General features: G+C 46.0%; 23 protein-coding genes. 16 read left to right on the top strand and 7 right to left on the bottom strand.

Annotation, left to right across the window (positions count from 1 at the left end; all coding sequences use genetic code 11):
* Positions 1–5: 5 nt before the first annotated feature.
* The 6 genes from QJS83_RS16375 to QJS83_RS16350 are packed head-to-tail and all read right to left on the bottom strand — an operon-like array spanning position 6 to position 7179.
* Positions 6–3713 carry a tetratricopeptide repeat protein gene (locus tag QJS83_RS16375; RefSeq protein ID WP_284606459.1) on the bottom strand — a complete coding sequence of 1236 codons (3708 nt, stop codon included), beginning with the start codon at positions 3711–3713 and terminating at the stop codon, positions 6–8.
* Positions 3714–3717: 4 nt separating this feature from the next.
* Positions 3718–4215: an ExbD/TolR family protein gene (locus tag QJS83_RS16370; protein WP_284606458.1), complete on the bottom strand. Its 498-nt coding sequence runs from the start codon at positions 4213–4215 to the stop codon at positions 3718–3720.
* A gap of 3 nt (positions 4216–4218) precedes the next feature.
* Positions 4219–4761 (bottom strand): ExbD/TolR family protein, encoded by a 543-nt coding sequence (locus tag QJS83_RS16365; RefSeq protein ID WP_284606457.1) that lies wholly within the window; start codon positions 4759–4761, stop codon positions 4219–4221.
* Between the two features lie 48 nt (positions 4762–4809).
* A complete protein-coding gene (locus QJS83_RS16360; RefSeq protein WP_284606456.1) occupies positions 4810–5511 on the bottom strand; it encodes a MotA/TolQ/ExbB proton channel family protein in 702 nt (233 codons plus the stop codon).
* Positions 5486–6103, bottom strand: coding sequence for a PilZ domain-containing protein (locus QJS83_RS16355; RefSeq protein WP_284606454.1), 618 nt, complete (start codon positions 6101–6103; stop codon positions 5486–5488). The genes QJS83_RS16360 and QJS83_RS16355 overlap by 26 nt, the downstream gene beginning before the upstream one ends.
* An 11-nt stretch (positions 6104–6114) precedes the next feature.
* Entirely contained in the window at positions 6115–7179 is a 1065-nt protein-coding gene (locus QJS83_RS16350) for a vWA domain-containing protein (protein ID WP_284606453.1), read from the bottom strand.
* A 985-nt stretch (positions 7180–8164) separates the two neighbouring features.
* Between QJS83_RS16350 and QJS83_RS16345 the strand changes: the two genes are divergently transcribed.
* The 3 genes from QJS83_RS16345 to QJS83_RS16335 all read left to right on the top strand — a co-directional run bounded on the left by QJS83_RS16345 (position 8165) and on the right by QJS83_RS16335 (position 10227).
* Complete coding sequence (locus tag QJS83_RS16345) at positions 8165–9160, top strand: HNH endonuclease (protein WP_284606451.1); 996 nt, start codon at positions 8165–8167, stop codon at positions 9158–9160.
* A gap of 142 nt (positions 9161–9302) precedes the next feature.
* The gene (locus tag QJS83_RS16340) at positions 9303–9977 is read left to right on the top strand and encodes a hypothetical protein (protein ID WP_284606449.1); all 675 of its coding nucleotides are present in this window, start codon (positions 9303–9305) and stop codon (positions 9975–9977) included.
* 1 nt (position 9978) lies between these two features.
* Positions 9979–10227, top strand: coding sequence for a hypothetical protein (locus QJS83_RS16335; RefSeq protein WP_284606448.1), 249 nt, complete (start codon positions 9979–9981; stop codon positions 10225–10227).
* A gap of 93 nt (positions 10228–10320) precedes the next feature.
* Here QJS83_RS16335 and mazG read toward each other — a convergent pair whose 3' ends face one another.
* On the bottom strand, positions 10321–11157 hold the full coding sequence (mazG, locus tag QJS83_RS16330) for a nucleoside triphosphate pyrophosphohydrolase (RefSeq protein WP_284606446.1): 837 nt from the start codon (positions 11155–11157) through the stop codon (positions 10321–10323).
* 128 nt (positions 11158–11285) lie between these two features.
* On the opposite strand from mazG, the gene QJS83_RS16325 reads away from it, so the two are divergent.
* The 13 genes from QJS83_RS16325 (at position 11286) to QJS83_RS16265 (ending at position 26546) form a co-directional block, all read left to right on the top strand.
* Positions 11286–13700 (top strand): HD family phosphohydrolase, encoded by a 2415-nt coding sequence (locus QJS83_RS16325; protein ID WP_284606444.1) that lies wholly within the window; start codon positions 11286–11288, stop codon positions 13698–13700.
* Complete coding sequence (gene ybeY, locus QJS83_RS16320; protein ID WP_284606442.1) at positions 13700–14149, top strand: rRNA maturation RNase YbeY; 450 nt, start codon at positions 13700–13702, stop codon at positions 14147–14149. The genes QJS83_RS16325 and ybeY overlap by 1 nt, the downstream gene beginning before the upstream one ends.
* A gap of 376 nt (positions 14150–14525) precedes the next feature.
* Positions 14526–15578, top strand: coding sequence for a peptide chain release factor 2 (gene prfB, locus QJS83_RS16315; protein WP_374030221.1), 1053 nt, complete (start codon positions 14526–14528; stop codon positions 15576–15578).
* Positions 15575–16804, top strand: a complete 1230-nt coding sequence (locus tag QJS83_RS16310) for an ABC transporter permease (RefSeq protein ID WP_284606437.1) — start codon at positions 15575–15577, stop codon at positions 16802–16804. The genes prfB and QJS83_RS16310 overlap by 4 nt, the downstream gene beginning before the upstream one ends.
* Positions 16797–17480 (top strand): ABC transporter ATP-binding protein, encoded by a 684-nt coding sequence (locus QJS83_RS16305; RefSeq protein ID WP_284606435.1) that lies wholly within the window; start codon positions 16797–16799, stop codon positions 17478–17480. Before QJS83_RS16310 ends, QJS83_RS16305 begins: the two co-directional genes overlap by 8 nt.
* A 96-nt stretch (positions 17481–17576) precedes the next feature.
* Entirely contained in the window at positions 17577–20027 is a 2451-nt protein-coding gene (bamA, locus tag QJS83_RS16300) for an outer membrane protein assembly factor BamA (protein ID WP_284606433.1), read from the top strand.
* A gap of 32 nt (positions 20028–20059) precedes the next feature.
* A complete protein-coding gene (locus QJS83_RS16295) occupies positions 20060–20560 on the top strand; it encodes an OmpH/Skp family outer membrane protein (RefSeq protein WP_284606431.1) in 501 nt (166 codons plus the stop codon).
* Positions 20561–20634: 74 nt separating this feature from the next.
* Positions 20635–21459: an acyl-ACP--UDP-N-acetylglucosamine O-acyltransferase gene (gene lpxA / locus QJS83_RS16290; RefSeq protein WP_284606429.1), complete on the top strand. Its 825-nt coding sequence runs from the start codon at positions 20635–20637 to the stop codon at positions 21457–21459.
* Positions 21452–22375, top strand: a complete 924-nt coding sequence (locus QJS83_RS16285; protein WP_284606427.1) for a Gfo/Idh/MocA family protein — start codon at positions 21452–21454, stop codon at positions 22373–22375. The genes lpxA and QJS83_RS16285 overlap by 8 nt, the downstream gene beginning before the upstream one ends.
* Positions 22375–23523 (top strand): lipid-A-disaccharide synthase, encoded by a 1149-nt coding sequence (lpxB, locus tag QJS83_RS16280; RefSeq protein WP_284606425.1) that lies wholly within the window; start codon positions 22375–22377, stop codon positions 23521–23523. Before QJS83_RS16285 ends, lpxB begins: the two co-directional genes overlap by 1 nt.
* Entirely contained in the window at positions 23523–24542 is a 1020-nt protein-coding gene (gene lpxK, locus QJS83_RS16275; RefSeq protein ID WP_284606423.1) for a tetraacyldisaccharide 4'-kinase, read from the top strand. Before lpxB ends, lpxK begins: the two co-directional genes overlap by 1 nt.
* A complete protein-coding gene (locus QJS83_RS16270; RefSeq protein ID WP_284606421.1) occupies positions 24514–25395 on the top strand; it encodes a lysophospholipid acyltransferase family protein in 882 nt (293 codons plus the stop codon). The genes lpxK and QJS83_RS16270 overlap by 29 nt, the downstream gene beginning before the upstream one ends.
* Complete coding sequence (locus tag QJS83_RS16265) at positions 25380–26546, top strand: DUF3108 domain-containing protein (protein ID WP_284606419.1); 1167 nt, start codon at positions 25380–25382, stop codon at positions 26544–26546. The genes QJS83_RS16270 and QJS83_RS16265 overlap by 16 nt, the downstream gene beginning before the upstream one ends.
* Positions 26547–26697 lie beyond the last annotated feature (151 nt).

The following is a 26697-nucleotide window of genomic DNA, read 5'->3' as shown; positions in this document are numbered from 1 at the left end:
CCATACTACAAGTCTCCCGAGATAACGTGCTGACCGACTTTGTTTTGTGTTTTCAAATACTGTATTTTCTTACCTAACCAATCACGCATATCCAATTGCTGACTGGCTTTAAACGCTTTTTCATAAGAGTCCAACGCGAGCGTTGGGCTTTGCTTGTAGGTCTCAAACAAGTGTGCTTGTTGTAAGAGGAAGTCGGCGTTGTCCTTCTTGATGGTAAGCAGATCTTTGATCGTGCTCAATGCCTTTTCGACTTCACCCTTCTGAGCATATGACTCGCTCACAAGAGTTCCCACATTCAAAGTATACAACTGTTCTTTAGAGAGAGAAGACAATTTTTCAATTGCTTTCGTAAAATCTCCCTCTGAGAAAGCCTTCACTCCCGCGAAAGTTTTCATTTCTGTTGAAGGCATTTGCATGTCTAAAACTTTTTCGAAAAACGGCATTGCGGAATTCAAGCCTTCGTCTCTATAAACGAGACGCGCTTTTTGGTACACGAACGGAGAAGCTTCTGGCTGGTTCTTCAAAGCGGATTCAATCATCCACAACGCTTTCGCCGAATAGCCTTTGGCTTCCGCACCAAGGCTGGCATAGAAAAGACCCAAGGCACGCGCGTCTTTCTGTTTTGCAAGCTCAAGGCCCAATCTTTCCACCGTATCGTACTGTCGAGAATAATAACAATTTCCCGCAATTTCCGGAGCGTTCGATTTTGTGACTTGTCCGCTCATCACCGCAGATCTGTTACAAGCTTTTGGAGTTCGCGTCTCAAAGCGAGACACGCTGCCGATGTCCATATTTGCGGATGAAGGCAAGAACGCTGTCATCTTTTCTACAGAAGGATAAGCCACCATTGGCGGAACCGTTTGATCCACGCGGATGGAAGCAAACGCACGCTCTGTCGTCGCCGCTTGACCTTTGGAAGCCGCCAAGACTTTAAGTTTCGCCTCATTCTCGTTCTTCTTCTCTTGAATCGGAGTTGTCAGTTTGGCGATCTCGGCACGCAAAGCTGTTTGATCTTCCGCGCTCAAAGAAGCGGGGAGGGGCATTGTTTCCAAGCTCTCGATAAAGTTTCCGTAACAACGGTCAATACCGCGCATAGCTTCCAACTGTTGATAAGGGTCTTTGCTCATTTTCAACGTTGTGAAGTAAGCCGTGTGAGCTTTATCCAGTTTTTCCGTTTTCATTGCCAAAACCATCGCGAATTTTTCTTCACGGGCTTTTACGCTTTGTGCGACAAGTTCTTTTTCAAGAATGCGCGCCTGGATCAAACGGGCTTCTGCACGGATTTCCGCGGAAACGTCGCGGCCGTTCGCTTTCATTGCCAAATCAAATGCGGCCGTTGTTTTGCCGGAATCCAAAAGCGCTTTCGCGCGGTCAATCATAATCTCTGTCGTATAAGGCTCAATACCTTTCGCCAAGATTTGATTTTGCAACTTCTCAAGCTCGCTTGAGCGGGATTCGTTTTTGTAGGAATCCATAAGTTTGCCATAGATTCGCGACAATGTTTTATTGTCAGCCGCGCTCAAGATGCCATTGTAAGCGGCACGGGCCTCTTTTGTTTTCTTTTCCAAAAGATAGATGTCCGCTGCCAATTCAAGGTGCGTGTTACGGCCTTTTTTATCCAGATCCGCGATTTTCAAAAGAGTCTCAGCGGATTTAGAAATTTGACCGACGTCCGCATAAGCCTTAGCGGCCTCTTTCAAGGCGTCAAGGTTGCGCTTATCATCTGGATATTTTTGCACGAACTTCATCGATAGTTCCGCGGCGTCATAAACTTTGCCTTCCGCATACAGAAGGCTCAGGGCCTGCCACAAAGCATCTTGAGAAAGTTTTGAGTCTTCATGTTCTTTGGCGAAGGCGATAAGTTTTTGCGATGCTTGATCTTTGTCGCCGCCTTTAGCAAACTCTTGAATCTCTGTGAAATGCGCCTCTTCCATGATTTTGTTCATGTTCTTTCTACGGCTTGCATCGCCTGTAGAAGTCATAACTTGTTTCGAGAAGGCTTTAATTCCCGCATAGTCTTTACGGATGTTCAGCATATCCAAGATCAAGTCTTCCGACTTTTTCTTGATATCAGCGTTATCTGCGCCTTTAAGCTGAGCCAATGGTTGAAGAATTTTTTCTGCTTCCGCATAGTTGCTTTCTTCGTAAGCGATATGACCCAGTTTAAATTTCACTAATGTCGAGAACTTGCCCGTCGGATGCTTCGTCAAATAATTGGCGGCCAATTCTTTGCGCTCAGCTTCTTTCAAAGGATCTTTGCCTTTTTCAATGGATTTCTCTTTGGAATAAAGAGCCGCATAGTTGGCGTCATGGCGCAGAGGTTCTTCTGTCGCTTTATCGCCGACCATTTTATATTGCGTGCTGGCTTCGTCGTATTTTTCCAATTGGAAAAGAAGCTCGCCGTAAGCAAAACGAGTTTTAAGATCCGGTTTTGCAGAGTCGTCATTTTCAAGAATCAATTTGAAAAGTCTTTGCGTTAAGTCAGAGAACGCAACGTTTTGTTTGTTCTTAAGCCAGATTTCCCACCACTTGCGGGCCATATCCAGACTGGCGGTACGGAACTCTTCTTCACAAGCCACTTTGGCATCTTCAGGCTTTTGCAAAGATCTCCACGTGGCGTCTTTCTTACAGTGATCGGAAGCCATTTGTAAGTGCTCAATCACTTTGTCACGTTTCTTCATGTTCTCGTTGGCGTCAACAAGGAACAAGTGGGACTTTACAACGTCAGGACCTGAAGGACGTTTTTCGATGTACTCTTCAAGAAAGACATTCATTTCCTTGTGTCGGCTATGTGATTCGTAAAGTTTTGCAAGGTCAACCATGGACTGACCCAGCTCATCTTCCGTCGTGATGTCTTCAAAGAAAGAATAAAGTTTGTTAGCAGGGTAGGAGTCGCCGATAAAAACCGTCAAATCGCGCAAAGCTTCGCGACGCAGGTTGTGGCGGTTTGTTGGCACTTCACCGTCTTGCAGAGGCGGATTTGTTTTTACAACCTCGACAAGTTTTTTAATTCCGTTTTCACTATCGCGAAGATTGTAGTAAGCCCAAGCGGCTTTATACATACCGTAGGAATAAACACGGCTGTTTGGGAATTTTTCCACTTTAAGGAAATGCTCCAAAGCTTCAGCAAACTTACCTTGATCATAAAGCAGCTCACCCACCGCCAAAGTACCGTCGGCAATCAAAGGTGACTTAGGGAAGCGAGACAGAAGTTTATGATAAAGCTGTTCCGACTGTTTGTACTGGGCAACTTGCTGGTTTGCAAAAGCGTTGTTGAAGAGCACGGCATCCATTTGTTTGAAGTTCGGGAAGTCGAGCTCAATTTTTGTATAAATCTTAATAGCGCGTTTCACCGCTTCAGAACCTTTTTCATTGGGTACTGGGAACGGTGAAAGTTTCATAAGTTTCGTATCTTGGTGTAAGTCAAAGAAGCGGCCTGATTTCGAACGGCGCATGTAAAGTTCGGCAAGACGATACCAAAGGTCGGCCTCTTCTCGAGAGCCTTTTTTCTTTTTGATGATTACCTGCAGTGACTCAATAGCCTTGTTTTCAGAGCGTGTAATCATAATCTCGCTGCTGAAAGCTTTTCTTTCGTTTTCTTCTTCGTTGCCGTTTTTCAAACGAACTTCAGGCAGAAGTCCTTTTTGTTCAGCCGCGAAGCAGTACATTGAAAAGAGATGAAATGCCAGAAGCAGAATCACTGTGCGCATCATAAACTTATTCTCCAACCATGGTAACAAGTTTCAGTTGTGGAAAGCCTGCCATTGATGCCGTATACATAACCTTGCGGAGTGTAGCGTAAGGGAGTTCCTTATCTGCTTGAAGAAGGATACGGCCTTCCTTGATGTGGGCTTTATCGGCAGAATTTTTCGCGAGTTTATCTAATTCTGCGAAAAGCGGTTTGATAAAGTTTGTATCTTTATCTTCTAGATCTTGGGGAAGAAAGTCAGCGTTCTTCACATCCGCGATTTTTGTCTCGTCAATTTTCAAGCCCTCTTGCGAAAGAGAAAGCTTTACTGCTTCTGTAGGATTCACCATGGAAGCAGAAGACGGAAGACGCAAGCCATTCTCAGGAATGATTTGTACGTCGGACGTTGAATACGTTTGCAACAAGAACACAAGCATGATGGTGAACATGTCTGTCATCGATGTGATGTTCAAGGTGAACGTCGAGTTCTTTTTAAGATTAGGCTCAAATCTACGACGGCGTGACATATCTTAGCCCTCCATCATGTTGGCGAAGACAACTTCTGGAAACATGTAGTTGGTCTCCACGTTTTTACCCTGCTTGGTATCGAAAACGGGAAACTTGACGTTAACGTCTTTTGCCTGACGGGCTTCATCCATAATTTTGACGATCTGGTCGTAAGGGATTTTGCCGTCGGGGTTCAATTCAATTTTGAAAACTTCAGGATGCGCTTTTTTAACTGCGATCAACTTTTGGTGTAATGACTCAAGATCGAATGCGCCGTTTTTCATCGGAATCGTTTCGATTTTATCTTGGCCTTTTTCCGTGATGACGATGCGAATTCCTTCAGCATCAACTTCCATTGCTACATTCGTAGGCGTGGGAGTTTGTTCCTGACGTTGAATAGCTTCGTTAACAACCTGAGGGAGTTCGGATTCGATCACCATCATTTGCACAAACGCAGATGATACAAGAAGAACCGGCACCAGCTTCACCATCACGGCGAGCAGGGGAGCTAAGTCCAACTCGAACTCACTATTATGATCTACTTTAATCTTACGAATGCGTCTCATAAATTATCCCATCCTTGATAAAGGTCCACCGCTACCCAAAAGCTTCCGTTAGGAAGCTTTTGTACCTGGAGGAGGAGCCGTTGGCGCTGTCACGTGATCTGGGAACACGTTTTGGCGAGTCAGGTTCGGGATGTGAGCACTTGTAAGAAGCTCTGTTAATTTAGAGCACTTCTCTGACATCTGCTCGATCAATTGGTTTTGACGAGCCGTCAAGAAAGAGAAGAACACCATTGCTGGAATCGCCACTGCAAGACCCAACGCCGTCGTATACATCGAAACCGAGATACCGTGCGCGAGCAAGGCTTGCTTTTGAGCAGGGTCCGCTGTCGCTACCGCTTGGAACGACAAGATAAGACCGTGGATTGTACCAAGAAGACCAAGCAAAGTTGCAACGTTGGCAAGCATCGAAAGATAGTGCAGACGTTTTGTATAAAGAGGCACGTTCTCACTCAAAGCAATGTCATGAGCTTGGAAGATCGTATCATCGTCACGATCCGCTTTCTCAAGAATCGTTTTGAAGGCGCTAGCTAATGGTTTTTTCTCAAGTTGCGCGCACATCAAAAGCGCTTCATCGAGCTTTTTTGCCAAAACGAGGTTTTGGATTTTGCCCATGAACTCTTCGACGTTCATGCCGTAATCTTTATAAAGAGCGCGAGCACGTTCGGCAACTAGGACTAGGGAGCCGATGCCCACGAGTAGAATGCACCAACCGACAAAGCCGGAATCATTCATGAACTTTAAGAATGCCATTTGTTTCCTCCTTGGAAACGCCACCGCGTGTCCATTTTGTTAATTGAGCCATGCCCTGGTCTTGCACCGAGAGGAAACGAACAGCATAATGCAAACCGGATTTTACGTTGAGTCTTTGCTTCGAATAATTCTTACGAATAATCTCGCAAAGAACGTTGAAAGACTGAGGATTCACCTCAGATGTTCTAAAATGTAATAAGATTTTTTGGCCGGGAAGAAGAAGGGGATCGTTCAAAAGAACGAGAGCTCCGTTTTCACTCACACTCAACGTGTGGCCGTCAAAAAAGTTGTGATCGTTGTGCGCATACACCGGAGTCGTAAGATCCACGCGCGGGCACTTTCTGTCTTTGAATGAACCTGCGATATGGTCTTTAGTTTCGATGAGACGGCAAAGGCGGTCTTTCGAAAACTCCTGAAGATCACCGAGCAATGTCCAATTCTCCAAATGCGGAGCCCACACATAGTTGTAGTCAAAGAGCTCACTGTTTTGGATCATCGTGATCAGGGATCTATACTCGTAGGGACCGTATTTCATTTCCCCACGAAGTATATACCACTGACTTGTGCTTGTTGCTGCTTGTACCCCACCCATACAAAATCCTTCTAGAGTTTTATCGACTTAGGATAGTAGTCGATTTGAATGTTGGCGTTTGCACCAGGCACGGACGATCCGTGGAAGGTGATTGTTAGGTCCGAAGCGTTGTAAGTCCAACCATTGACTGGGTCATTTGCTACTGTCGCACCGTCAACGACGACTTTGATTGTATCTTCTTGCGGTTCACGGCTCAGTTTAAACACGGCTGACAACTGGATGATAGAGTCTGAGATGAGTTCCAAAGTCGAACCGAAGTTTGAACACAATGAAGCCTTCACACCGCCCGTCAAGTCTGCCAACTCTGGCAAACGAACGGAGATCTTGCGTGCAAAACCATCCGTAGAAAGCTGCGTTTTACAAGCCTCATCTGGAACAGAGATCACGTTTACAGAGTAGTTTTTGCCGTTTGTTGCGAAATCAGTGTAGCTATTCAAGAAGTCGACGTAATTTTGCACCGGATAGTTTTTGCTCGCATCCTCAAACGCTGTTGAAGATCCCGAATAGTCTTCTTCGTCACTCACGATAATCACCGCGAGGAACGCATCAGCGCGACGGAAGTTGGAGTTGAAAGGATCCAGCAAGCTTTGCTTGAAACTTTCAAAAGCACGTTCGTCACCGTTACCAAGCGTTCCTTGCTTGATGTTTGTTTCGAACACGCTGCTCAAGTTTGGTGTCGCCTTATCCATGACGAACACGCCTGAGTGCGTTTCAACGCGTGGGTTCGTTTGAAGTACCGCACCGTCCCTGATGCGAGCCTTCTCTGAACTTGCGTTGAATTGTCTTTCCCATCCATCTGTTGTGACCACGGCCATGTGGAAGTCATAGTTGTATTGGTTGAAACGGGAAATAAAAGCTTGGAAATTCGAAGCAAGGTTGTCTTGAGATGTTTTCATGGAGCCCGAGTTATCGATCACCCAAAGGATATCGATTTTCTTAGGGATGAAGACCGCTTGCTGTTTGTAATCAGCACCGTCTTTCAACAGAGAGAAAGAGTCTGTGCTCTTGTTACATCCAGCTAACATTGCCACAGCTGAAGCCATCATTACTGCTTTGCGTGCAACTTGATTAAACATACGGTTATGCCCTCCTGAGCCCCACCATGCTTCGTGATGGAACCAGTTTCGTTCAAGAAGGCGAAAAACTGAAATTTGCGATAACTGCCTGATTTTGTTTTTTAATTTTTAAGTCATCTCTTTTTGAGACAAGATAAGTGTTTGAAATTTCAGGAATTTGCAGAATCAATCACTTTCTAAAAATTTTTCTTCCGTCAAAGTTGTCGACAGTTTGCGGGAGATTCCTTGTTTGATAGCGAGCTAAGTGCGCGTACTTTTGGGAAGTTCTTTCTTTGTGCAGAACTTTTGTACGGATTCTTTTGAAGTGGGGAGGAGAGGGGAGAGCAGAGGCGGGCGTGTTGGTAAATACACTGGATGAACACATTGGTTGGAGCGTATTTAGGGCGAAGACGGAGGATCGAGAAGAAGAATGGAGAAGAAGAATGTATAGGAAGAATATAGAGAGAGGATCGAGAATAGAGAATAGAAAGGTAAGATAGACGCGGGAAATAGAGATGCAAAATAAAAACGCGAAATAAAAGAAGAATAGAGCGAAAGTTGAAGCGAAGAGTTGAAGAACAGCAACGAACTAAGGCTTAAGCAGTGGAGACACTACAAGGGCCCGTGAAAATTTTTTGAGTGAATGATTGCTGCGAAGGATTTTCGTTTCGAAATTACTATCGTGTTTCTACTTCCATTTGGCAGTGAAGGCAGATCTTGCTAATCATGGTGATCGTGTTACCGTGATGAGTGTGATAAGTGTCGCGTCGAAAAAATGTAATGAAGTTTTTTGTTGACGTGTTTTTCGGCTTCCCGGGATCGCTTATATCAACTCTTCTTCTCATAGACGAGGCCGGGTGTATCTTTTTGAAAATTGTTAAGCGAAACGCTCTCAGTGCATTTTGAGGGCATCAAATAGAGAGCATTCAAGAAACATCTTCACAGCTCAAAAGTTCAAAAAATTCCGGTTTTAAAATAGATGGTATACCAAAGCTCGGAGGCGCTCATGAAGATTCAATTCCTATCAAACGAAGAGCTCGAACAAAATTTAAAATCTTTAGTTAAACAAGAGCGTGAACTTTTGTCCGTGATTCTTGAACATATTCAAGAAGTGGAGCGCCGAAAGCTTTACCTCAAAATGGCGTATCCAAGTTTGTTTGAGTACCTGACGAAGAATCTTGGTTACTCTGCAGGGAGTGCTCAGCGCCGTATCGATGCCGCTCGTCTATCCAAAGAAATCCCTGAACTGAGTGCCGCGTTGGAAACGGGGGCACTGAATTTATCTCTAGTAAGTCTTGTCCAAAAAGCTCTTCGTCAAAACAAAAAGGAAGCGAAGATTTCAATAAACACCGATGAAAAAAGAGAGTTACTTAATCACCTCGCGGGAAAGTCCTTCGAAGAGTCCCAAGTTTTGGTGGCGCAAGCTTTCAACATGGAAGTTCTGACCGCCAGCAAAGTGCAACATCAGGCTGATGCGTCAGTAAGACTTGAACTGAGCTTCACAAGAACACAATGGGAAAAGCTCGAACAAATGCGAATGCTTTTGTCGCATTCACTGCCAAATGGAAGTTGGTCAGATGTTTTTGAATATCTCGCCGATAAAGTGATTGTTCAGAAAACGAAGATAGCAGATCGCAAGACTAATAATCCACAACGACACTCTAATGAAAGACAATGCGCTAATCAAATTCAAATCCGTAATGAAAACCAAACCGGGGAGGTAAACCAAGTCAATAGTGGCCAGGTAGGAAATGGTCTGGAAGGCGATCTTCGACGTAAACCTATTCCAGCGGCCACGCGTAAAACATTGCTAAGCAAAAATTCATGCTGCCAATTTGTTGATAAAAAGACGGGAAGAAAGTGCACTTCCAAATGGCAGTTGGAAATCGACCATATCCGTCCCATCTGGGCGGGAGGATCTGATCATCCTGGAAATCTTCGGGTGCTTTGCAGTAACCACAATAAGTACCTCTATAAAACACAAACGAATATAAAGCGTTAAATGGTTTTCTTGGTTTTCGGACAATTATCCGGGATCTGGGATTCATTAAACGCCAACTCCAATATATTCCATTAGAGGTGATTTTTTGTTGTCATGAAGTTTGCGATAGGACTCCAGCAATAACCATTTAATAGGAGTTACTATGAAATTCTTTTTACAATTCTTAGCATGTTTCTTTGTTGCGAGCCTGTCCTGCGCAGAGGAAGTAGTGGAAATTTCTACCAACCAACTGTATGCGGCGGTTGAGGACCTGGCACTTTACATACAGGAAAAAGACGGTAACTTTGCAGCCTCTTTTGTCTATCGAGATATTCTTGAACGTTCTTCCGAATTAGGATGGACAGCAGGAGTGGCAGGCCCGGCCAATGAACTTTTGAAGTACGAAAATAATCAGAAACAGAGAACACGTCTACAGAGAATCGCAAACCTCCTTTCTGGAGATTCCGAGTCTCAGAGAAAAGAGCAAACTGGTCCTGGTAAAAAAAGATGGGAGGTTGTTGCAAACTCAGATAATGCCTGTGTAGGCCAATGTATCCGCGATATCATTTCGACAGGTGCTAGTGGTGCAACGATGGGTGGATTGGCGGGAGGACCTGTGGGAGCCATAGGAGGAGGAATTATTGGCGCCTCTCTGGGGGGAGTAGCGTGCTCGACAAGTCGTGAGTGTAACAAAGACGATAAAAAGGAAGATAACAAAACTGAAGATAAATTTAGAGTCCCCAGGGATTTTGACATCCGTTCAAACGAACAGATTCAAGATAAGATTCAGAAGAAAAGAGATATCGTCGTTAACCCTGGATTAAGAAGAGGCATGTAGTATGAAAACGCTTTTAAATAAAAATGTAAGTCTTCCTTTGTGGATAATCCCAGTTGCTTTGGCTTTGAAATTGAGTGGAGTTCCCGAGTTTTCTGCGCAGGCTTTTAATTTGATGACAGTAGGTATAGCTACGTGGTCAACGGGAGAATATAAAGATACAGTGCCAAAAACAGCGTCGATTTTTAAATTTATAATTTGGGCTGGATTTGCGTTAAGTTTTGTCTGGGACTTTTATTCTGTTGTTCTATAACTAGATTTAGTCTGTTGTTTCTATAACTAGGATAGTTAAATGAAAACCAGAAAGAGGCTTTTAAGAAGCCTCTTTCTTTCCTTTTTTTTCAAGCTACTTCTTCTTCAACAACTCTTTCGCCTTCTGCCAGAACTCTTCCTTCTCAGGCAAAGTCAACGAACCCCAATCTTTCCCCGCAAGTTGCGCAAGTTCGATCATCTTCGTGAAGCGACCTTCAAAACGCTGATTCGCTCGACGCAAAACTTGTTCGGGTTCCATTTCCAAATGACGTCCTAGTTGCGCCAATGAAAACAAGACATCACCCAGTTCATGTTCAATCTCAGCTTCAGAGCCTTCTTCCAAAGCTTCACGCAGCTCTTCAAACTCTTCTTCCACTTTCAACATCACGCCTTCGGCGTCATCCCAGTCGAATTGCAATTTCTCGGTGCGTTTGCCTATTTTGTAAGCGCGTTGCAAAGCGGGGAGCGGAGGCACGTTCAAAGCATACGGAGATTCCGAAACGCCGCCATCCAAAGAAACAGCCATGGCTTTCTCCGCTTTCTTGATCGATTCCCAGTTACGAATGACCTCATCGGTGTCTGCGACCTGCGCGCCTGCGAATACATGCGGGTGACGACGCAAGAGTTTCTCAGAAATCGCAGCGATCACGTCCTGCAGAGTAAAAGCTCCACGCTCAGATGCGAGTTGCGAATGAAGAACCACTTGGAATAAAACATCTCCCAGTTCCTCTTTGATTTTTTGATCTTTAGCAGGGCCTTCCGAGGGATGCTCTAAAACTTCCACCAGTTCATGGGCTTCTTCGATTGCGTACTGAGTCAAAGACTGATGAGTTTGCTCCTTATCCCAAGGACAACCATCGGGCCCGCGCAGACGCGATACGATCTCGACTAAGGACTCAATTTGACGTAAGTTAGAGGGAATTTGTGCCATGAAGAGCCTCGACTTTCTTATGGAATCTCTTCATTGCTAGCACAATTAAACAGTGATTTCGACAATTTTCACAAAACGGGTTAGGGTAGGACTAAGTGCCGTTTTTTTGAGGGTCACACGCTAAGAATATGCAACGAGCTAAGAATTCAAAAAAAGGCGAGAGTCCCGCGACTCGAGTCAATTACGAAGATCACAGTCTAAAATTTCTCGACTGGGTGGATTCTATTGGTCTGGAGAAAACCTTCTTCGGCCGCATCGTGCAATTCATGGAAGAGAAGTTCTACATTCGTCGTGCCGCGCTGATCTTCCTGTACTGCGTTTTGCTAAGCTACACCATCTTTTATCAGTTCGATATTCCCTACAATTTTAATGTCGGTGACGTTGCGAAGTTTGACGTTGTTTCTCCGATCGGTTTTGAAATGACCGATGAGGTGACAACGGAAGAAAAACGCTTGAAGGCCGAGTATTCCGTTCCGGTCGTCTACGACTACGACACGAACGTATTTGAAAGAGTCTCCGTTAATCTGATTCACTCTTTCCGCACGATGCGTGCGTACTATCGCGAAACAAAGTGGCCTTCCAATCCGGCCGATTATCGCGCGCGTGTACGGGATTTCTTTCAGCATAAGAAACAATTTGAAAAAGAATTGGGTGTGATGGTCTCAGACTTCATGTTTGAGTGGCTGATTGACCTTAAATTCAACCCGCGTATTGAGGCGATTGCGATCCGTAACCTCGAAATGTGGTACGATAAGAAAATCGCTGAAGCGCCGGACCGTTTTATTCCGGCAAATCAAATGAGCGTTCTAGGGCGTGTCGTACACAAGAACAATCTAGGGAAAGAATTCCAGATCAACCGGGAAGAGATCGTCGATCTGCAAGCGCCTGAGAATTTTGAATTCGATTCTAAAAAAGATTTGAATCGTTTTTCAGAGAGTGACCAGGCAAATCTGCTTTATTTCGCAAGATCCCTGTTGGTGCCTAATCTCACTTTGAATAAGCAAGAGACAGCTTCCCGCCGGGAAGCCGCTCGCGATGCTGTGATCCCAGTGACAATTACGATTAAGAAAAATCAAACGATTATTTCTCAAGGTTCTGTGGTGCAGCCGTTTCAAATGGCCGTCATTAAGCAGATCGAAAATATCCGCGCGGATAAACGCAAAGATATTATGTCGCTGTCCATGGCCTTGATGTTGTCTGTGGCGATTTTGGTGTTCTTCTCGTACCTCAAACGTTTCACAATCAATAAAGTGAAAATCGAATTTAAAGACGTGTCGGTGATGATGTTGATCGCCTTTGGTGTGATCTTCTTCACAAAGATTTATCTCTTTGTGACGGACGCGGCTTTTGCGTCGAAGCTGGGACACATCCTGCCTCCGGCGATTTTCCTTTATGCGGCTCCGGTGGCGGCGGGTCCGATGCTTGTAGGTTTGCTCATCTCTTACGGCGAGATCGTGTGGCTTTTCACCGCGTTCCTCTCGGTCTGTCTTGGTATCATGGTTGATTACAACTATGCTTTCATGTTCGTGAGTCTTGTGGGCGGTATCGCGGCGGCACGCGGAGTTTACAACTGTAAAACTCGGAACGACGTGTATTTTGCGGGCGTGCGCACGGGCGCTGTCAATGCCTTGATGATTGCGTTCATCTTAACGATGACGAGATTTGATCAAGAAGGCGGCATTTCAGAAATCCTTCTCGCAATTCCCGCAGGATTCATTGGCGGTATCTTTAGTGCTCTTGTCGCGATGATGTTCATTCCGCTGCTCGAGTCGATTTTCAATTACACGACAGACGTCAAACTTCTCGAGCTGAGCAACCTCAATCATCCGCTTCTCAAAGAGATGATCGTGAAAGCACCGGGAACGTATCATCACTCGATGATGGTCGGTTCGATGGTGGAAGCGGCGGCGGAAGAAATCGGCGGGAATCCCTTGCTGGGTAAAGTGATGTGTTACTATCACGATATCGGCAAGATGGAGCACGCGAATTATTTTATCGAAAATCAAAAGCCGGGACATAATCCGCACGACCATATTTCTCCGTTCATGAGTAAGACTTTGCTCGTCGCGCACGTGAAAGACGGTGTGGAGATGGGAACGGCGTTTAAACTGGGTAAGCCGATCATCGACGGCATCATTCAGCATCACGGGACGACGTTGATCTCTTACTTCTACAACAAAGCTTTGGACTTAAAAAAAGAAGAAGATCCAGAAATCAGCGATCAGGATTTCCGTTATCCAGGTCCGAAACCGCAATTCCGCGAAGCCGCTCTTTGTATGCTCGCGGATAGTATCGAAGCAGCCGCGCGTTCTTTGGATGAGCCGACGCCGGCGCGTTTGCAAAACATTGTCAGAAACATCATTCAAAGAAAGTTTTCGGACGGGCAGTTGGATGAGTGTAATCTAACTCTCAAAGACATTTCCAAAGTGGAAGCGGCTTTCGTGCGAATTCTATTGGGAATCTATCACCAGCGCATCGATTATCCACGCAGTGCGGGGGGCGGTCTTGGTGATGTGACGCACTCTCAGACTCAAGGCTCTTAATGCAACTTGTGATCATCAACGAATCAAAACATGCGGCGCCTCGCAAATTCATTCAGGAATGGATGGGAGAGCTTGTCGCTGAGTTCAAGAAGCGCAAAGTTCTTAAGGCCACGGATGCCAAGAAAGAACTTACGCTGGTCTTTCTTGATAAAAAACCCGCGCAAAAACTGAACTTCGAATTTCGCGGTAAAGACTACGCTACGGATGTTCTCAGCTTTGATTCTATGGAGCCCACGTCGATGGGGGAACTCGTGCTTTGCCCCGAGGTTCTTAAGCGCCAAGCCAAAGAGCACAAGCTCTCTTATCAACAAGAGCTTGGCTACATGTTGCTCCACGGAGTTTTGCATCTTTTAGGCTACGATCATGAGACCAATGAGAAGGACGCCAAAGAAATGTTCGACCTTCAAGATGCGGTCTTTGAAAAGCTTTTGAAAAAACTCTCTAGCTGAATTTCCCTCAAGCCTTTTTATATTCCAGAAGAGGCACTTCATTCTTGAAAACTTCTCTGAAACGACATTTTGCGCATCTAAAATCGTCCAAAGTTTGAGCAAATTCCCAGGGGCTCCGAAAGCTTCGTCCTCAAGATAGATTTATTTCGCAATCAGTCGAGAAAGCCTTGCTGGCACCGCAATTGTAAGAGGGAAAATTTGTGTTCTCCCTAGTTGGTGCCTCCGAGAGCGATCCCCTCCCTGCCTCTCGGAGGCCTTTTTCTTGACAGCCCCCGCGTGCTCGTTACACTGGGGCCTATGTCTATCGTTACGGAATCATCCGAAATTAAAAGTAGAATCGCGGCTCTCGAAAGTTTCTCAACGGAACTTCGGGGGTATCTTTGACTTAGATAAAAAAAAGAAGCGTCTTGACGAGCTTTCCATCCAAGCCGAGAACCCGGCTATCTGGGAAAAACCTGCTGAAATGCAAAAGATCAACAAAGAGAAAACCCTGCTTGAAAGAGCCGTGGGGGAGTTCGATTCTTTCGCCAATCGTTTGAGCGACTCTAAAGTTCTTCTTGAAATGGCGATGGAAGCGCACGATGAGGACAGCTTTCTTGAAGTGAAAAACGAAGTCACGGCGTTGGAAAAATACGGTCAAGATTTGGAACTCAAGCGCGTTCTTAACGGCGAGTTGGATGCCAACAGTGCGTATCTTTCGATCAACTCCGGCGCGGGCGGAACAGAGTCTTGCGATTGGGCCGAGATGCTTCTGCGCATGTACACGCGTTATGCCGACAAGCACGGTTACAAAGTGCAAGTGGTGGAGATGACCGAGGGCGAAGGCGCCGGTATCAAGTCGTGCACGCTTTTGATCGAAGGCCCTTATGCTTACGGATATTTGAAAGCGGAATCGGGAGTTCATCGTTTGGTGCGTATTTCTCCGTTCGATTCGAATGCCCGTCGTCACACTTCGTTTGCATCTGTCTTTGCGTGGGCTGAAGTCGATGACGACATCAATATCGAAGTGCGCCCCGAAGACATTCGCGTGGAAACATTCCGCTCTAGCGGTGCCGGCGGTCAGCACGTCAATAAAACCGACTCTGCGGTGCGTATGTATCATATCCCGACGGGAATCGTTGTTTCGTGCCAGATTGAGCGTTCGCAAATTCAGAACCGTGAAAAGGCGATGAAGATGTTGAAGGCGCGCCTTTACGAATTGGAAATCGAAAAGCGCAATGCCGAAAGAGACGCCCTCAACGCCACGAAAAAAGCCAATGAGTGGGGCTCGCAAATTCGTTCGTATGTTATGCACCCTTATCAAATGGTGAAAGATCATCGCACTGATTTTGAAACCAATCAGGTTGATGATGTGATGGACGGGGATCTGGACGGCTTCATCATGGCGTATTTGAAGTCGCAAGTGACTTCAGAAAGCAAACCTTCGTGAATAAATCTTTAGCGTGGATTTCATGGCGGCTTTTGATGTCCCGAAAGACTCTTTTCGGGGGCTCGGCTCCTTTATCCATGTTAGGTCTGATTTTAGGAGTCGCCGCTCTGGTGGCTTCCATGGCTGTGATGAGCGGGTTTGAATCGACTTTGAAAAATGCCATGGCCGATGTTTCTGGTCATGCGCAAGTGGTGAAAAGATCGCGCTTTCCTGATGACTGGCAAGAACTGACCGAGAGAATTCGCAAAGCCGAACCGACACTTGTCGACAGCACGCGATTCGTGTTCATCGAAGCGGTTTTAGCTCATCAGGGAAAAATCTCGGGTGTGCTGATTCAAGGAGTCGACACGGAACATGTCGGCAACGTGCTTAATTTTAAAAATCGTGTCGTCAGTGGTTCGGCCGAGTGGGGACCTCCCGGAGAAGTGCCTTTGGCAATGCTTGGAAAAGGCCTCGCGACAAAAATGAATCTCAAAGTCGGAGATCGCTTTCGCGTCGTCGTCCCCGTTGCGGATACAGTTGATCCGTCAAAATTTCAACGTCGTGTCGGCGAATTTCAACTGCAAGGCGTTTTGGATCTCGGCAAGTACGAATGGAATGAGCGATTCATTTTGACGGACTTGATGGCCGCGCAAAAAGTCGCGGATATCGGGGATCGTTACTCGGGACTACTCTTGCGTTTCCAAGACGTTGATCACGCGCGCGATGCCGCGTTCAATCTGAGTGGAGTTTTGGGATCTCCGTACTGGGTGCGCGATTGGCGCGAGTCAAACGAAAATCTTTTCGAAGCGGTCAGTGTCGAGCGTCCCGGCATTTTCTTTGTCGTTTTAATCATTACTTTGGTGGCGGCCTTCAACATATCCTCGACCCTGTTTGTAAATGTCGTTCGTCGTTACAAAGACATCGCGATTCTCAAAACGGTCGGTCTTTCGCAAAAAGATATTATTAAAATTTTCGCATTCCAAGGTCTCTTCATGGGCGGCATTGGCATCTTCTTTGGTTTTATTCTCGGCGCGATCCTCTGCGGTCTTTTTGCTTTTGCACAGAGCCGTTTGGGATTGATTGCGGGCGAAGTTTATCGTTTAGACTCCATTGAGTTGAACATCCGTTTGATCGACTCGGTCGCGATCTGTGTGGCGACGTTGTTAATTTGTTTCATCGCGACGCTGGCTCCGGCTCGTCGAGGTGGTCGATTGAATCCTGTGGAAGGGTTGCGTAATGAGTGATGACAATGTTTTTCTAAGAGCCGTTGATATTCATAAATCTTATTCGCAAGGCACCGGCGAACTCGAAATCCTTCGTGGTATCAGCTTAGAAATTAAGCAGGGCGAGGCTTTGGCGATTCTTGGTTCTTCCGGCGCGGGTAAGAGCACGCTTTTGCAAATCATGGGAACATTGGACCGCCCTAATCGCGGTGAACTTTATTGTGAAGGCCGAAATCTTCTTGAGATGAGTGACGAGGAGCTCTCGCGCTTTCGCAATTCCGAGATGGGATTTGTATTTCAGTTCCATCACTTGCTCAGTGAATTTTCCGCTCTCGAAAATGTCATGATTCCCTGCCGTGTGGCGGGTGAGTCGCTGAAAGCGGCGCGCGAAAAGGCGTTGCACTTGCTCGAGTTCATGGGCTTGGCAGAGCGTTTTGAACACTACCCAAATCAGCTTTCGGGCGGTGAGTTGCAGCGTGTGGCCATTGCGCGTGCCTTGGTGCGACATCCAAAGATTCTTTTCGCGGACGAGCCGACAGGAAACTTGGATTCGCATACGAGCGGCAAGATTCAAGAACTGTTTTTCCGACTGAAAGAGGAGATGAAACTCGCTCTTGTCATCGTCACGCACGACCTGACTTTCGCGACAAGATTTCCAAAAGTTTACCGAATGAAAGACGGTCAATGGCAAAGCTAAGAGAAGTTAAAATCCTCTCCCACAGGGCGTGCGCAGCGCGTCTTCTTTGACAGGACCTTGGTCTTAAGTTACGATTCCCCAATCAAATTGTAAGTATTGAAAACTGTTATAGTTTTTAAAAAACCGGGCCTGGCCCGTTGGGGAATTGAAACTTTGATTAAGCTTCTCAGTGTACTGTTAATTACTTCCTTAGCTTCAACGGTTTGGGCACAGCCTGCGAAAAAGAAAACCGCGAAAGCAAAAGCTCCTGTGCAAGTCGCAGCAGCTGCCAACTCATCCGGTCTTACGATTAAAAATATCGAAGTCGCTGGAAATCGCAAAATTGAAAAAGACGCGATTCTTACGAAGATCACTTCCAAAGTGGGAGAGACCTACAATGCCGCGCACATTCGTGACGATGTCGAAGCGTTGTTTAAGCTCGGTTTCTTCAACGATATCGAAGTCGACCGTCAAGTTTCCGGCAAAGATGTCACGCTCACTTACAAAGTTTTAGAAAAGCCGTCTATCACCGAGATCGCGTATGAAGGTAATAGCGAAGTAAAGTCGGAAGACATTGCGGATGCTGCCGGCATTAAAGCGTATCAACTCCTCAACATGGCGAAGGTGAAAGAGGCCGTTGAGAAAATCCAAAAACTTTATGAAGACAAAGGTTACTTCCTCGCGAAAGTCGAAGCGGAAGTACAGATTCTTAAAAAAGACGAAACGGTTCGTCTAGTTTTCAAAGTTCGTGAAAATGACAAAGTGAAAGTGAAGAAAATCACTTTCTTAGGAAACAAACATCTTCCAGATGGGCAACTGAAGTCAAAAATGCTCACGCAAGAGGGTGGTTTCTTTTCCGGCTTGAGCGGTTCTGGTCAGTACAAGCAAGAGATGTTTGAGCGTGACGTGCAGATCTTGCGTTTCCTTTACTGGAACCAAGGTTACGTGCAAGCGAAGGTGGATCGTCCGCAAGTCACTGTGACTCCGGATAAGAAAAACATCTACATCACGATTCGCATCGAAGAGGGCGAACAATACGATGTGGGCGAAGTGGATTTCGCCGGCGATATTCTTTTCCCGCGCCAAGAACTTTTTGAAACAATCAAGATCGATGACAACGGCGTTTTTGCTTACGATGTTTTGCAAAAAGACATCAGTGAATTGACGGCGAAGTACGGCGATCTTGGTTACGCTTACGCCAACGTCATTCCTCGTACGGCGTTCAATGCCAAAGAACGCAAAGTGAATTTGATCTTCGAGTTCGACAAGGGCACGAAAGTTTACTTTGGTAAGATCAACATGGTCGGCAACTCCAAGACGCGTGATAAAGTTATCCGTCGTGAGTTGAAGATCAATGAAGGGGAGCTTTACAACGAAACGCGCCGTCGTCAGTCGTTGGAAAACATCCAGCGTTTGGGTTACTTCGAAGAAGTGAATTTCAAAACGTCGATTGATCCTGAGCGCACGGAGATCATGAACGTTGATATCGCGGTCAAAGAAAGAAACACAGGACAAATCCAGTTGGGTGCCGGTTACGGAACTTCGCAAGGTTTCACTTTGCAGGGCTCAGTGAATCAGGCGAACTTCTTGGGTAAAGGTCAGAACCTGGGTGCCTCTTTGAACTTGAGTAATACGGGAAGCTATTACAGCTTGTCGTTCACAGAGCCGTACTTCCGTGACACTCTTTGGTCTGTCGGTGCGGATATTTATCAAAGTGCGAACTCAGGCCGTGCGGACTACGATGAAAACCACAAAGGTGGAGCAATTCGTTTCGGTCATCCGATCGCGGAATACACACGCGGTTACTTGCGCTACAAATACGATGATACAGAGTTGTCGAACAAGTATGACTCCAAAGGGGAGCTCATCACGGACCCAGACTTGTTCCCATTGGCGTCAGCTTCAGGGGTAACAAGTTCTTTGACCGCGACACTTGAGTACGACACGCGTAATGACCGTCAGATGCCGACGAAAGGTATCTATACGAGCGGTTCGTTTGAGTACGCAGGTCTAGGTGGTGACTTAAAGTACACACGCGGCAGCGCGACTTTCCGCTATTACAAAAATATTTTCTGGGATGTAGTGTGGAGAAATAACCTCACTTACGCTCGCATTGACGCTCTTGAGGGGCAAGAGGTGCCGTTCAGTGAATTGTACCTTCTGGGTGGACCTTATTCTCTGCGCGGTTATCGCTCTTATCGCGTTGGTAAAATGAAGTTCTCTCAAAAGGTCTATGACAAATTAACAACAGAAAACCCGGGAATGAGCGATCAAGAAAAACGCGATCGTTCGATGAGATTCTACGGGGGTACTCAACAAGCGATGTACCAGACAGAATTACAGTTCCCTTTGGTGAAAGAAGCTGGCATCATGGGTGCTGGATTCTTCGACGCCGGTGCAGCTGACGACGTTCTTTCAGAAGAGAATTTCTACGCTGACGTGGGCTTTGGTATTCGCTGGTATTCGCCGATCGGGGTCTTGCGCTTTGAATGGGGCTTCCCGCTGAACCGCGATCCGCTTTATCAAGATGCGACCGTATTCGAATTCTCAATCGGTCCATCATTTTAATTTAGATTTAGAACCTTTAAGGAGGATTTTTAATGAAGAAAATGTTGATCGCGATGAGCCTGCTCTTGGCAGCTTCTTTCGCAAATGCTGAAGCTAAGGTTGGCTACGTAGACATGCAAAAAGCTATTCAATCCACTTCTGCTGGTAAAAAAGCAAAAGCGGAATTGGAAGGCGAGTTCAACAAAAAGAAAAAAGAACTTGAGAAGAAAGAAGCTGATTTGAAGAAAATGGGCGAAGACTTGGAAAAGAAAAAGTCTGTTCTTTCCGAAGATGCTTTGAATAAAAAACAAGCTGAGTTCCAAGAAGAAATGTTGAAGTACCGTGACGTTGTTGGCAAAAGCCAAGTTGAAATCCAAAAGAAAGAGCGCGAATTGACAGCTCCGATCTTGGATAAAATGAAAAAAGTTATTGCTAAACTTGCGAAAGACAAAGGCTACACAATGGTCATCGAAAATTCGCAAATGGTGCTTTATGCAACTCCGGACGCTGATTTGACTCAAGAAGTGATCGCGGCCTTTGAAAAAGAAAAGTAGTTAGAATGAAAAGGGCCTCTAAGTAGGCCCTTTTTTCGTTTTGTGCGCATGCGCACTGATAGGTAAAGAAGTTCATGGCAAATTATAAAATTCATCCAAGCAGTGTTATCTCTCCAGAAGTAGAAATCGCCGATGATGTGGAAATCGGTCCTTACTGCTTGATCCAAGGTAAAGTTAAAATCGGCAAAGGCACGTACGTAGAAGGGCATGTCACTTTGGGATCTCGTCATGGGATTCTCGAGATCGGCGCAAACAATCACTTTTGCCCGGGTGCTGCTATTGGTGGTGCACCTCAGGACGTTTCCTATAAAGGGGAACCTACAAGTTTGATTATCGGAAACAACAATACTTTCCGTGAGTTTACGACAGTGAACCTTGCGACAAGCAAGGGTGATAAAAAAACAGAAATCGGCGATAACTGCTATTTCATGGCCTACACTCACGTGGGGCATGACTGCAAACTGGGCAATAACGTGATCATGGCGAATAACACGCACTTGGGTGGTCACTGTGAAATTGCTGACGGTGTTTTCATCGGTGGGATGTCCGCTTTGAACCAATTCACTAAAGTTGGCAAAATGGCGTTCATCGCCGGCAGCAGTATCGTGAATAAAGACGTCCTTCCGTTCTGCCGCGCTCAAGGAACTTACGCGACGATCCGTGCAACCAATAAAATCGGTTTGGCTCGTAAAGGTTTCGATCGCGCAGAAATTTCGAATGTGCACAAAGCAATCCGTATCATCATCATGGGTTCGCACACGGTAGAAGAAGGTATCGAGCGCATTAAACAAGAATGCACATTGAGTCCTAACATTGAATACTTCATCGACTTTATCCGCTCTTCAAAACGTGGTATCGCTGTTGATAGAAGTCCAAAAGGATGGCAAGACGATGAGTAAGTTACGTGGCGCCGTCATCGGAGTCGGCTACCTTGGTAATTTTCATGCGCAGAAGTACAAAAACAACCCTCACGTAGAACTCGTGGGGGTTTGTGATCATTTCCCTGCGCAAGCGGATAAAATCGCGGCGGAGTTGGGAGTTAAAAGCTTCCATCGTCCGACAGATTTGATCGGTCAAGTGGACCTTGTCACGATTGCGGCAAGCACCTTGAGCCATTATGAATTGGCAAAAACGTTCGTGCAAAACGGTATTCACGTGAACGTGGAAAAACCTATTACGGCGACGGTCCCTCAGGCTGAAGAGCTTGTGGCCTTGGCGGAAAAGCACGGCGTGAAGCTGGCAGTAGGACATATCGAAAGATTTAATCCTTCTGTGAATGAACTTAAAAAGCATCTTAAAAATCCTCGTACTATCGAACTTACGCGTATGGCGCCTTACAAAGCGCGCGGCGCGGATGTCAGCGTTCTGCACGATTTGATGATTCACGATATGGATCTTCTTTTCTGGCTCAGCGGCAGTGAGATTGAATCCATGATCGCTTCCGGCTCCAAACTGGTTTCTAAAGAATTGGATACGGCTTCAGTTTCTTTCAAAATGAAAAACGGCGTTCACGGCATTATCAATGTCAGCCGTGTATCTCCGACAACGCAAAGATCTATCCGTGTGATTCAAGATGACGCGACTTTCTTTGCGCAAACGGGAACTCACGAACTTGAAAAAGTGGAAGTAGGACCTGGCGGAGACGAACTGGTGAAAGTCACGAAGTGGACTGTGAACAAGGAAGATGCTCTCCAAAAAGAAACCGACGCGTTCATTGATGCTGTTCTTAATAATAAAAAACCTGTCGTCACTGGCGTTGACGGTTTGATCGCTTTGCAAGCCATCGAAGACGTGCGCAGAATGATCGAGGGCTAATGGATCAAGTATTGATCGTGGCTGCGGAAGCCTCCAGTGTTACTTACGCGCAAAGAATTCTTGAAACCTGGAAAAAGCAGAATCGTAAGATTCACGCTTTTGGCGTCGGCAGTCAGGACATGGAAAACCTTGGCTTTGAACGTCTTGGAAAATCGGAAGAAATGGCTGTCGTTGGCGCAGCGGAAATCATCGCTCAGTACAGTCATTTGAAAGGTGTGTTTGACAGTCTCGTTTCTGAAGCTGAAAAACGCCGTCCGAAAGTAGCGATCGTCATGGATTACCCTGAGTTCAATTTGATGCTTTCCAAAAAGCTTCATGCAATGGATATTCCGGTTGTTTATTATATTTCGCCGCAGGTGTGGGCGTGGCGTAAAGGTCGCGTAAAAACGATCAAAAAATACTGCAAAAAAGTCTTCGTGCTATTCCCATTCGAGGTCGCTTTTTACGAAGAGCACGGAGTTCCCTGCGAATTTGTCGGGCATCCTCTTTTAGATGAACTCGATGAGCGTTTGATTGACGATAAAGACTATCTCAAGATTCATCGCAATCAATGTGGCATTCGTGACGATGAAATCGTTTTGGGTCTGATGCCGGGAAGTCGCCGTTTAGAGTTAAAACAGCATTTCCAAATCCAATTGGATACGGCTCGTTTGTTATCCAAAAAGTTTCCTAATCTTAAAGTTTTGATTTTGACGGCTCCGACATTCTCGAAAGAACAAATGCAGGATTATCTCGAAGACTTCCGTCTTCCTTACATCCTGATGAAAGACGAGCCTTTCCGTATGATCCATCTTGTGGACATGATGTTGGTGGCTTCAGGGACGGCGACGTTGCAAGTCGGTCTTTTGAAAAAACCGATGGTCATCATGTATCGCATGAAGTGGCTCACGGGTATTTTCGCAAAACTTGTCGTGCGCGGAACAAAGTATTTCGGTTTGGTGAATTTGATCTTGAACAAAGAAGCTGTGCCTGAAAGATTCCAAGCTGATGTGAATCCGGAACATCTGGCGTCTTTGCTGGAAAAATACATCACGGATCCGGCTTACAAAGCACAAGTCGTTTCCGATCTTGGACAGCTTCGTCAATATCTTGGCGACAAAGGAGCTACTCAACGAGTGGTGAAAGCCCTCGATGAGTTTTTCGTTTAATGAAGCTGTACCTTCGCCCTTTCTCTTTTCTCTATGATCAGATCGTGGGAGTGAAAAACACTCTCTATGATCGTGGTATGTTCGCGGTTTATAAACCGACGACGCCCGTGGTGAGCATTGGAAATTTGACAGTGGGTGGAACTGGAAAAACGCCGATCACGGATTTCTGTCTTAAGTTTTTAGTCCAAGAAGGTAAAAAGGTCGCAGTGATCAGCCGTTCTTACAGAGCGGATGCCGAGTCACCGGTACGTGTCGATGTCGATCATCCGCACGCAGCCCGTTACTACGGCGATGAGCCTGTTTTGTTGGCGCAAGCCAATCCTGATGTAGCCGTGTATGTCGGTCCCAGCAAATGGCAAACGGCTGAATATGCGGTGTCTAAGGAAAAATACGATCTTCTGCTTGTCGATGATGGTTTTCAACATCGTAAACTTTTTCGCGATCTGAATATCGTCATTCTTGATGCGACAGAGAATCTGGATAACTACGCCGTCGTTCCTGAGGGGCGTGCGCGTGAGTCGTGGGCCGGTGTTGAGCGGGCCGATGTGCTTATTCTGACGAAATGCAATCTTGCGCCTGAAAGCGATTTAAAGGCTCTGGAAGAGCGCTTACCGAAGAACAAAGAAATTCTTTATTTCGGGTACGAGATTAAGAATCTTCGCAATGCAAAAACGGACGAGTTAAAGAGTGTCACAGAGTTGCGCGATCAGGAGTTATTCCTGGTGTCCGCGATTGCTCGTCCCGATGTGTTTGAAAAAATGATGAGAGAGATTGGAACGGTCTCTAAAAAAAGTATGCACTTCCGCGATCATCATCAGTATTCGCAACAAGATGTGAAAAATATCGAGGAAGAGTTCCGCAAATCTCAAGCGAAGTATCTTGTGACGACGGAAAAAGACGCCGTCAAACTTCGCCATCTCATGTCTGACCCCTCTCAGTTATGGAACGCTTCTTTGCAGGTGGCCGAGCTAGGGAAGAAGGGACGTTTGAGTGAAATTATTCATCAAGTTCTTCGTTAAATTCATGGTTTTTTTCAGCTCCCTGTTTCCAAGGACGTGGCTGCGCAAGTCCGGCGCTTGGGTGGGATTTCTGTGGTACGATGTTTTTGGCTTTCGCAAAAAGATTGTGCAGGACAATCTCAATATCGCTTTTCCCGAATGGGACGAGAAAAAAAAGCATCAAGTGGGTCGCGAGTCAGTCTATCAGCTGGGTTATAATTTCGCAGAGTTCTTTTTTATTCCCTCCGTAACGCCTGAGTGGATCGACAAGAATGTTGTTTTCGAGGGCTGGGATAATATCGAAAAAGCGCGTGCCGGCGGCAAAGGCATGTTCTTTCTAAGCCTGCATCTGGGTAACGGCGATTTAGCTTCCAATGCCATTTCGATGAAGGGGCAAGAGATCTTCATCATCACAAAACGTTTTAAAACAAAATGGTTCGATGACCTTTGGTTCTCCGTGCGGGGAGCAAAAGGCGTGAAGTACATCGACGCTCACGGTCCCAATAACGCCTTTGAAATTTTAAAAGCTCTTAAGAAAAATGCGGCGCTGGTTTTTGTGCTGGATCAATACATGGGAAAACCTTTCGGCATTGCCACCACGTTTTTTGGCAAACGAACGGGGACGGCCTATGGTCTAGCGCTTTTCGCGCAAAAGACAAAGTCGCCGGTTCTGCCGATTTATACCTATGAAGGAAATGACAAAAAACTGCATGTTGTTATTGAACCAGCTATAGACACTTCCTCCATGGTGACTGATGATAAGGATCAGACCACTTTAAACATGACCCAGGCATTTAACGACAAGTTGGAAGAAATTGTTCGTAAACACCCGGAGCAGTGGATGTGGGTGCATCGTAGATGGAAGGATTTTTAGTGACGTTCGCAGCGCGTTTAATTTCTCTTTTTTCAGTTCTTTTTTTGATGTCTTGTTCGTCTTCACTTTTGAAGTACGAAAAGGCGGATCAGCTAAAAAAGAATGAAGAGTTTGAATCTGCCGTACAGATCGTAAAACCGACAGAAGCGCCTGAAGAAACTGCTGCCGACGGACAAACAACTCCTGCTCCAGAAACAACTCCGGTGCCGGCTCCCACGCCAGCACCTGCCATCCCAGCGAAAACATCTACGTCGACGAAGTCAGTAAAAAAAGAATCCGCAAAAAAAACGGAAACGGTTGCAAAGACGACTCCCGTAAAAGCTCCGGCAAAAGAAGCAAAAAAATCGCCGAGCAAAGATAAAAAAGCGGTCGAAGCTAAAGCTTCCGAAGCGACTCGTCGCCAGCCGGAGCTTGAAGACGACGCAGGATTTGACGGGCGTCGTCCTTTAAAAGATCCATTCCGCGTCGGGGAAGAAGTGGTGCATGATGTGCATTATTTCAAAGTCTCCGCTGGTGAATTGAAAATGAAGGTCGAACCATTCTCGATGGTCAACAATCGCAAGTCCTACACTTTCGCAATCGAGATCAAAACGAGTTCGTTATTCTCGTCATTCTATAGTGTTGAAGACCGCGTGGAAACTTTCGTCGATTTTGAAACCTTGGTGCCGAGCGTATTCCAATTGCACGTGAAGGAATCCGGTCAGCTGCGTGAAGCGAAAATGCTTTTCGACAATGAAAAGAACACCGCGACCTTCTGGGAAAAGAAAGTCACAAAAGAGAACGGCGAGGAAGAGAAAAAACAGCAGTGGGATATCCTTCCGTTCACGCAAAACGTGTACAGCGCGATTTACTACATGCGAAACTTCCAATGGGAAACGGGGAAAGAATATTCATTCCGTGTCGGCAATGATAACGAAAATCTCGTTTTCTCCGGCAAAGCCATCCGTCGCGAAGTCCTCGACACGAACCTCGGCCCTATGAAAGCCATCGTCATCAAACCGAACATCGTCCTTAAAGGAAAGCTCAAGCCCATCGGCGACAACTACATCTGGCTCTCTGACGATGACCGCAAATACGTCCTGCGCATCGAAGCCAAAATCAAAATCGGCACCCTCGTCTCCGAAGTAGTCTCAATCAAACCCGGAAAATAGGTGCCTGCTTCTTTTTTCTGGCAATAGCGCATCAAAATCTAAATTTCCAAAGGCTGAATCGTGCGATTCGGCCTTGTTCTTTTTTAGAGCTCACTGTGAATTCGATATTCGGATCTGCGAACCGGACAAGGTAAACCGGTGATGGGCTTTG

The sequence above is a fragment of the Bdellovibrio sp. 22V genome, assembly GCF_030169785.1.
Lineage (GTDB): Bacteria > Bdellovibrionota > Bdellovibrionia > Bdellovibrionales > Bdellovibrionaceae > Bdellovibrio.
This window is presented reverse-complemented; position numbering and strand designations above follow the sequence as displayed.

Excerpts from the sequence above, each read along its gene's own strand:
- QJS83_RS16370 (WP_284606458.1), bottom strand. The coding sequence starts at position 4,215 with ATGTCACGCCGTCGTAGATTTGAGCCTAATCTTAAAAAGAACTCGACG.
- mazG (WP_284606446.1), bottom strand. The coding sequence starts at position 11,157 with ATGGCACAAATTCCCTCTAACTTACGTCAAATTGAGTCCTTAGTCGAG.
- QJS83_RS16365 (WP_284606457.1), bottom strand. The coding sequence starts at position 4,761 with ATGAGACGCATTCGTAAGATTAAAGTAGATCATAATAGTGAGTTCGAG.
- QJS83_RS16360 (WP_284606456.1), bottom strand. The coding sequence starts at position 5,511 with ATGGCATTCTTAAAGTTCATGAATGATTCCGGCTTTGTCGGTTGGTGC.
- lpxA (WP_284606429.1), top strand. The coding sequence starts at position 20,635 with ATGGCAAATTATAAAATTCATCCAAGCAGTGTTATCTCTCCAGAAGTA.
- QJS83_RS16340 (WP_284606449.1), top strand. The coding sequence starts at position 9,303 with ATGAAATTCTTTTTACAATTCTTAGCATGTTTCTTTGTTGCGAGCCTG.
- QJS83_RS16335 (WP_284606448.1), top strand. The coding sequence starts at position 9,979 with ATGAAAACGCTTTTAAATAAAAATGTAAGTCTTCCTTTGTGGATAATC.
- QJS83_RS16285 (WP_284606427.1), top strand. The coding sequence starts at position 21,452 with ATGAGTAAGTTACGTGGCGCCGTCATCGGAGTCGGCTACCTTGGTAAT.
- lpxK (WP_284606423.1), top strand. The coding sequence starts at position 23,523 with ATGAAGCTGTACCTTCGCCCTTTCTCTTTTCTCTATGATCAGATCGTG.
- QJS83_RS16350 (WP_284606453.1), bottom strand. The coding sequence starts at position 7,179 with ATGTTTAATCAAGTTGCACGCAAAGCAGTAATGATGGCTTCAGCTGTG.
- QJS83_RS16345 (WP_284606451.1), top strand. The coding sequence starts at position 8,165 with ATGAAGATTCAATTCCTATCAAACGAAGAGCTCGAACAAAATTTAAAA.
- QJS83_RS16325 (WP_284606444.1), top strand. The coding sequence starts at position 11,286 with ATGCAACGAGCTAAGAATTCAAAAAAAGGCGAGAGTCCCGCGACTCGA.
- QJS83_RS16305 (WP_284606435.1), top strand. The coding sequence starts at position 16,797 with ATGAGTGATGACAATGTTTTTCTAAGAGCCGTTGATATTCATAAATCT.
- QJS83_RS16265 (WP_284606419.1), top strand. The coding sequence starts at position 25,380 with ATGGAAGGATTTTTAGTGACGTTCGCAGCGCGTTTAATTTCTCTTTTT.
- QJS83_RS16355 (WP_284606454.1), bottom strand. The coding sequence starts at position 6,103 with ATGGGTGGGGTACAAGCAGCAACAAGCACAAGTCAGTGGTATATACTT.
- QJS83_RS16375 (WP_284606459.1), bottom strand. The coding sequence starts at position 3,713 with ATGATGCGCACAGTGATTCTGCTTCTGGCATTTCATCTCTTTTCAATG.
- lpxB (WP_284606425.1), top strand. The coding sequence starts at position 22,375 with ATGGATCAAGTATTGATCGTGGCTGCGGAAGCCTCCAGTGTTACTTAC.
- ybeY (WP_284606442.1), top strand. The coding sequence starts at position 13,700 with ATGCAACTTGTGATCATCAACGAATCAAAACATGCGGCGCCTCGCAAA.
- QJS83_RS16295 (WP_284606431.1), top strand. The coding sequence starts at position 20,060 with ATGAAGAAAATGTTGATCGCGATGAGCCTGCTCTTGGCAGCTTCTTTC.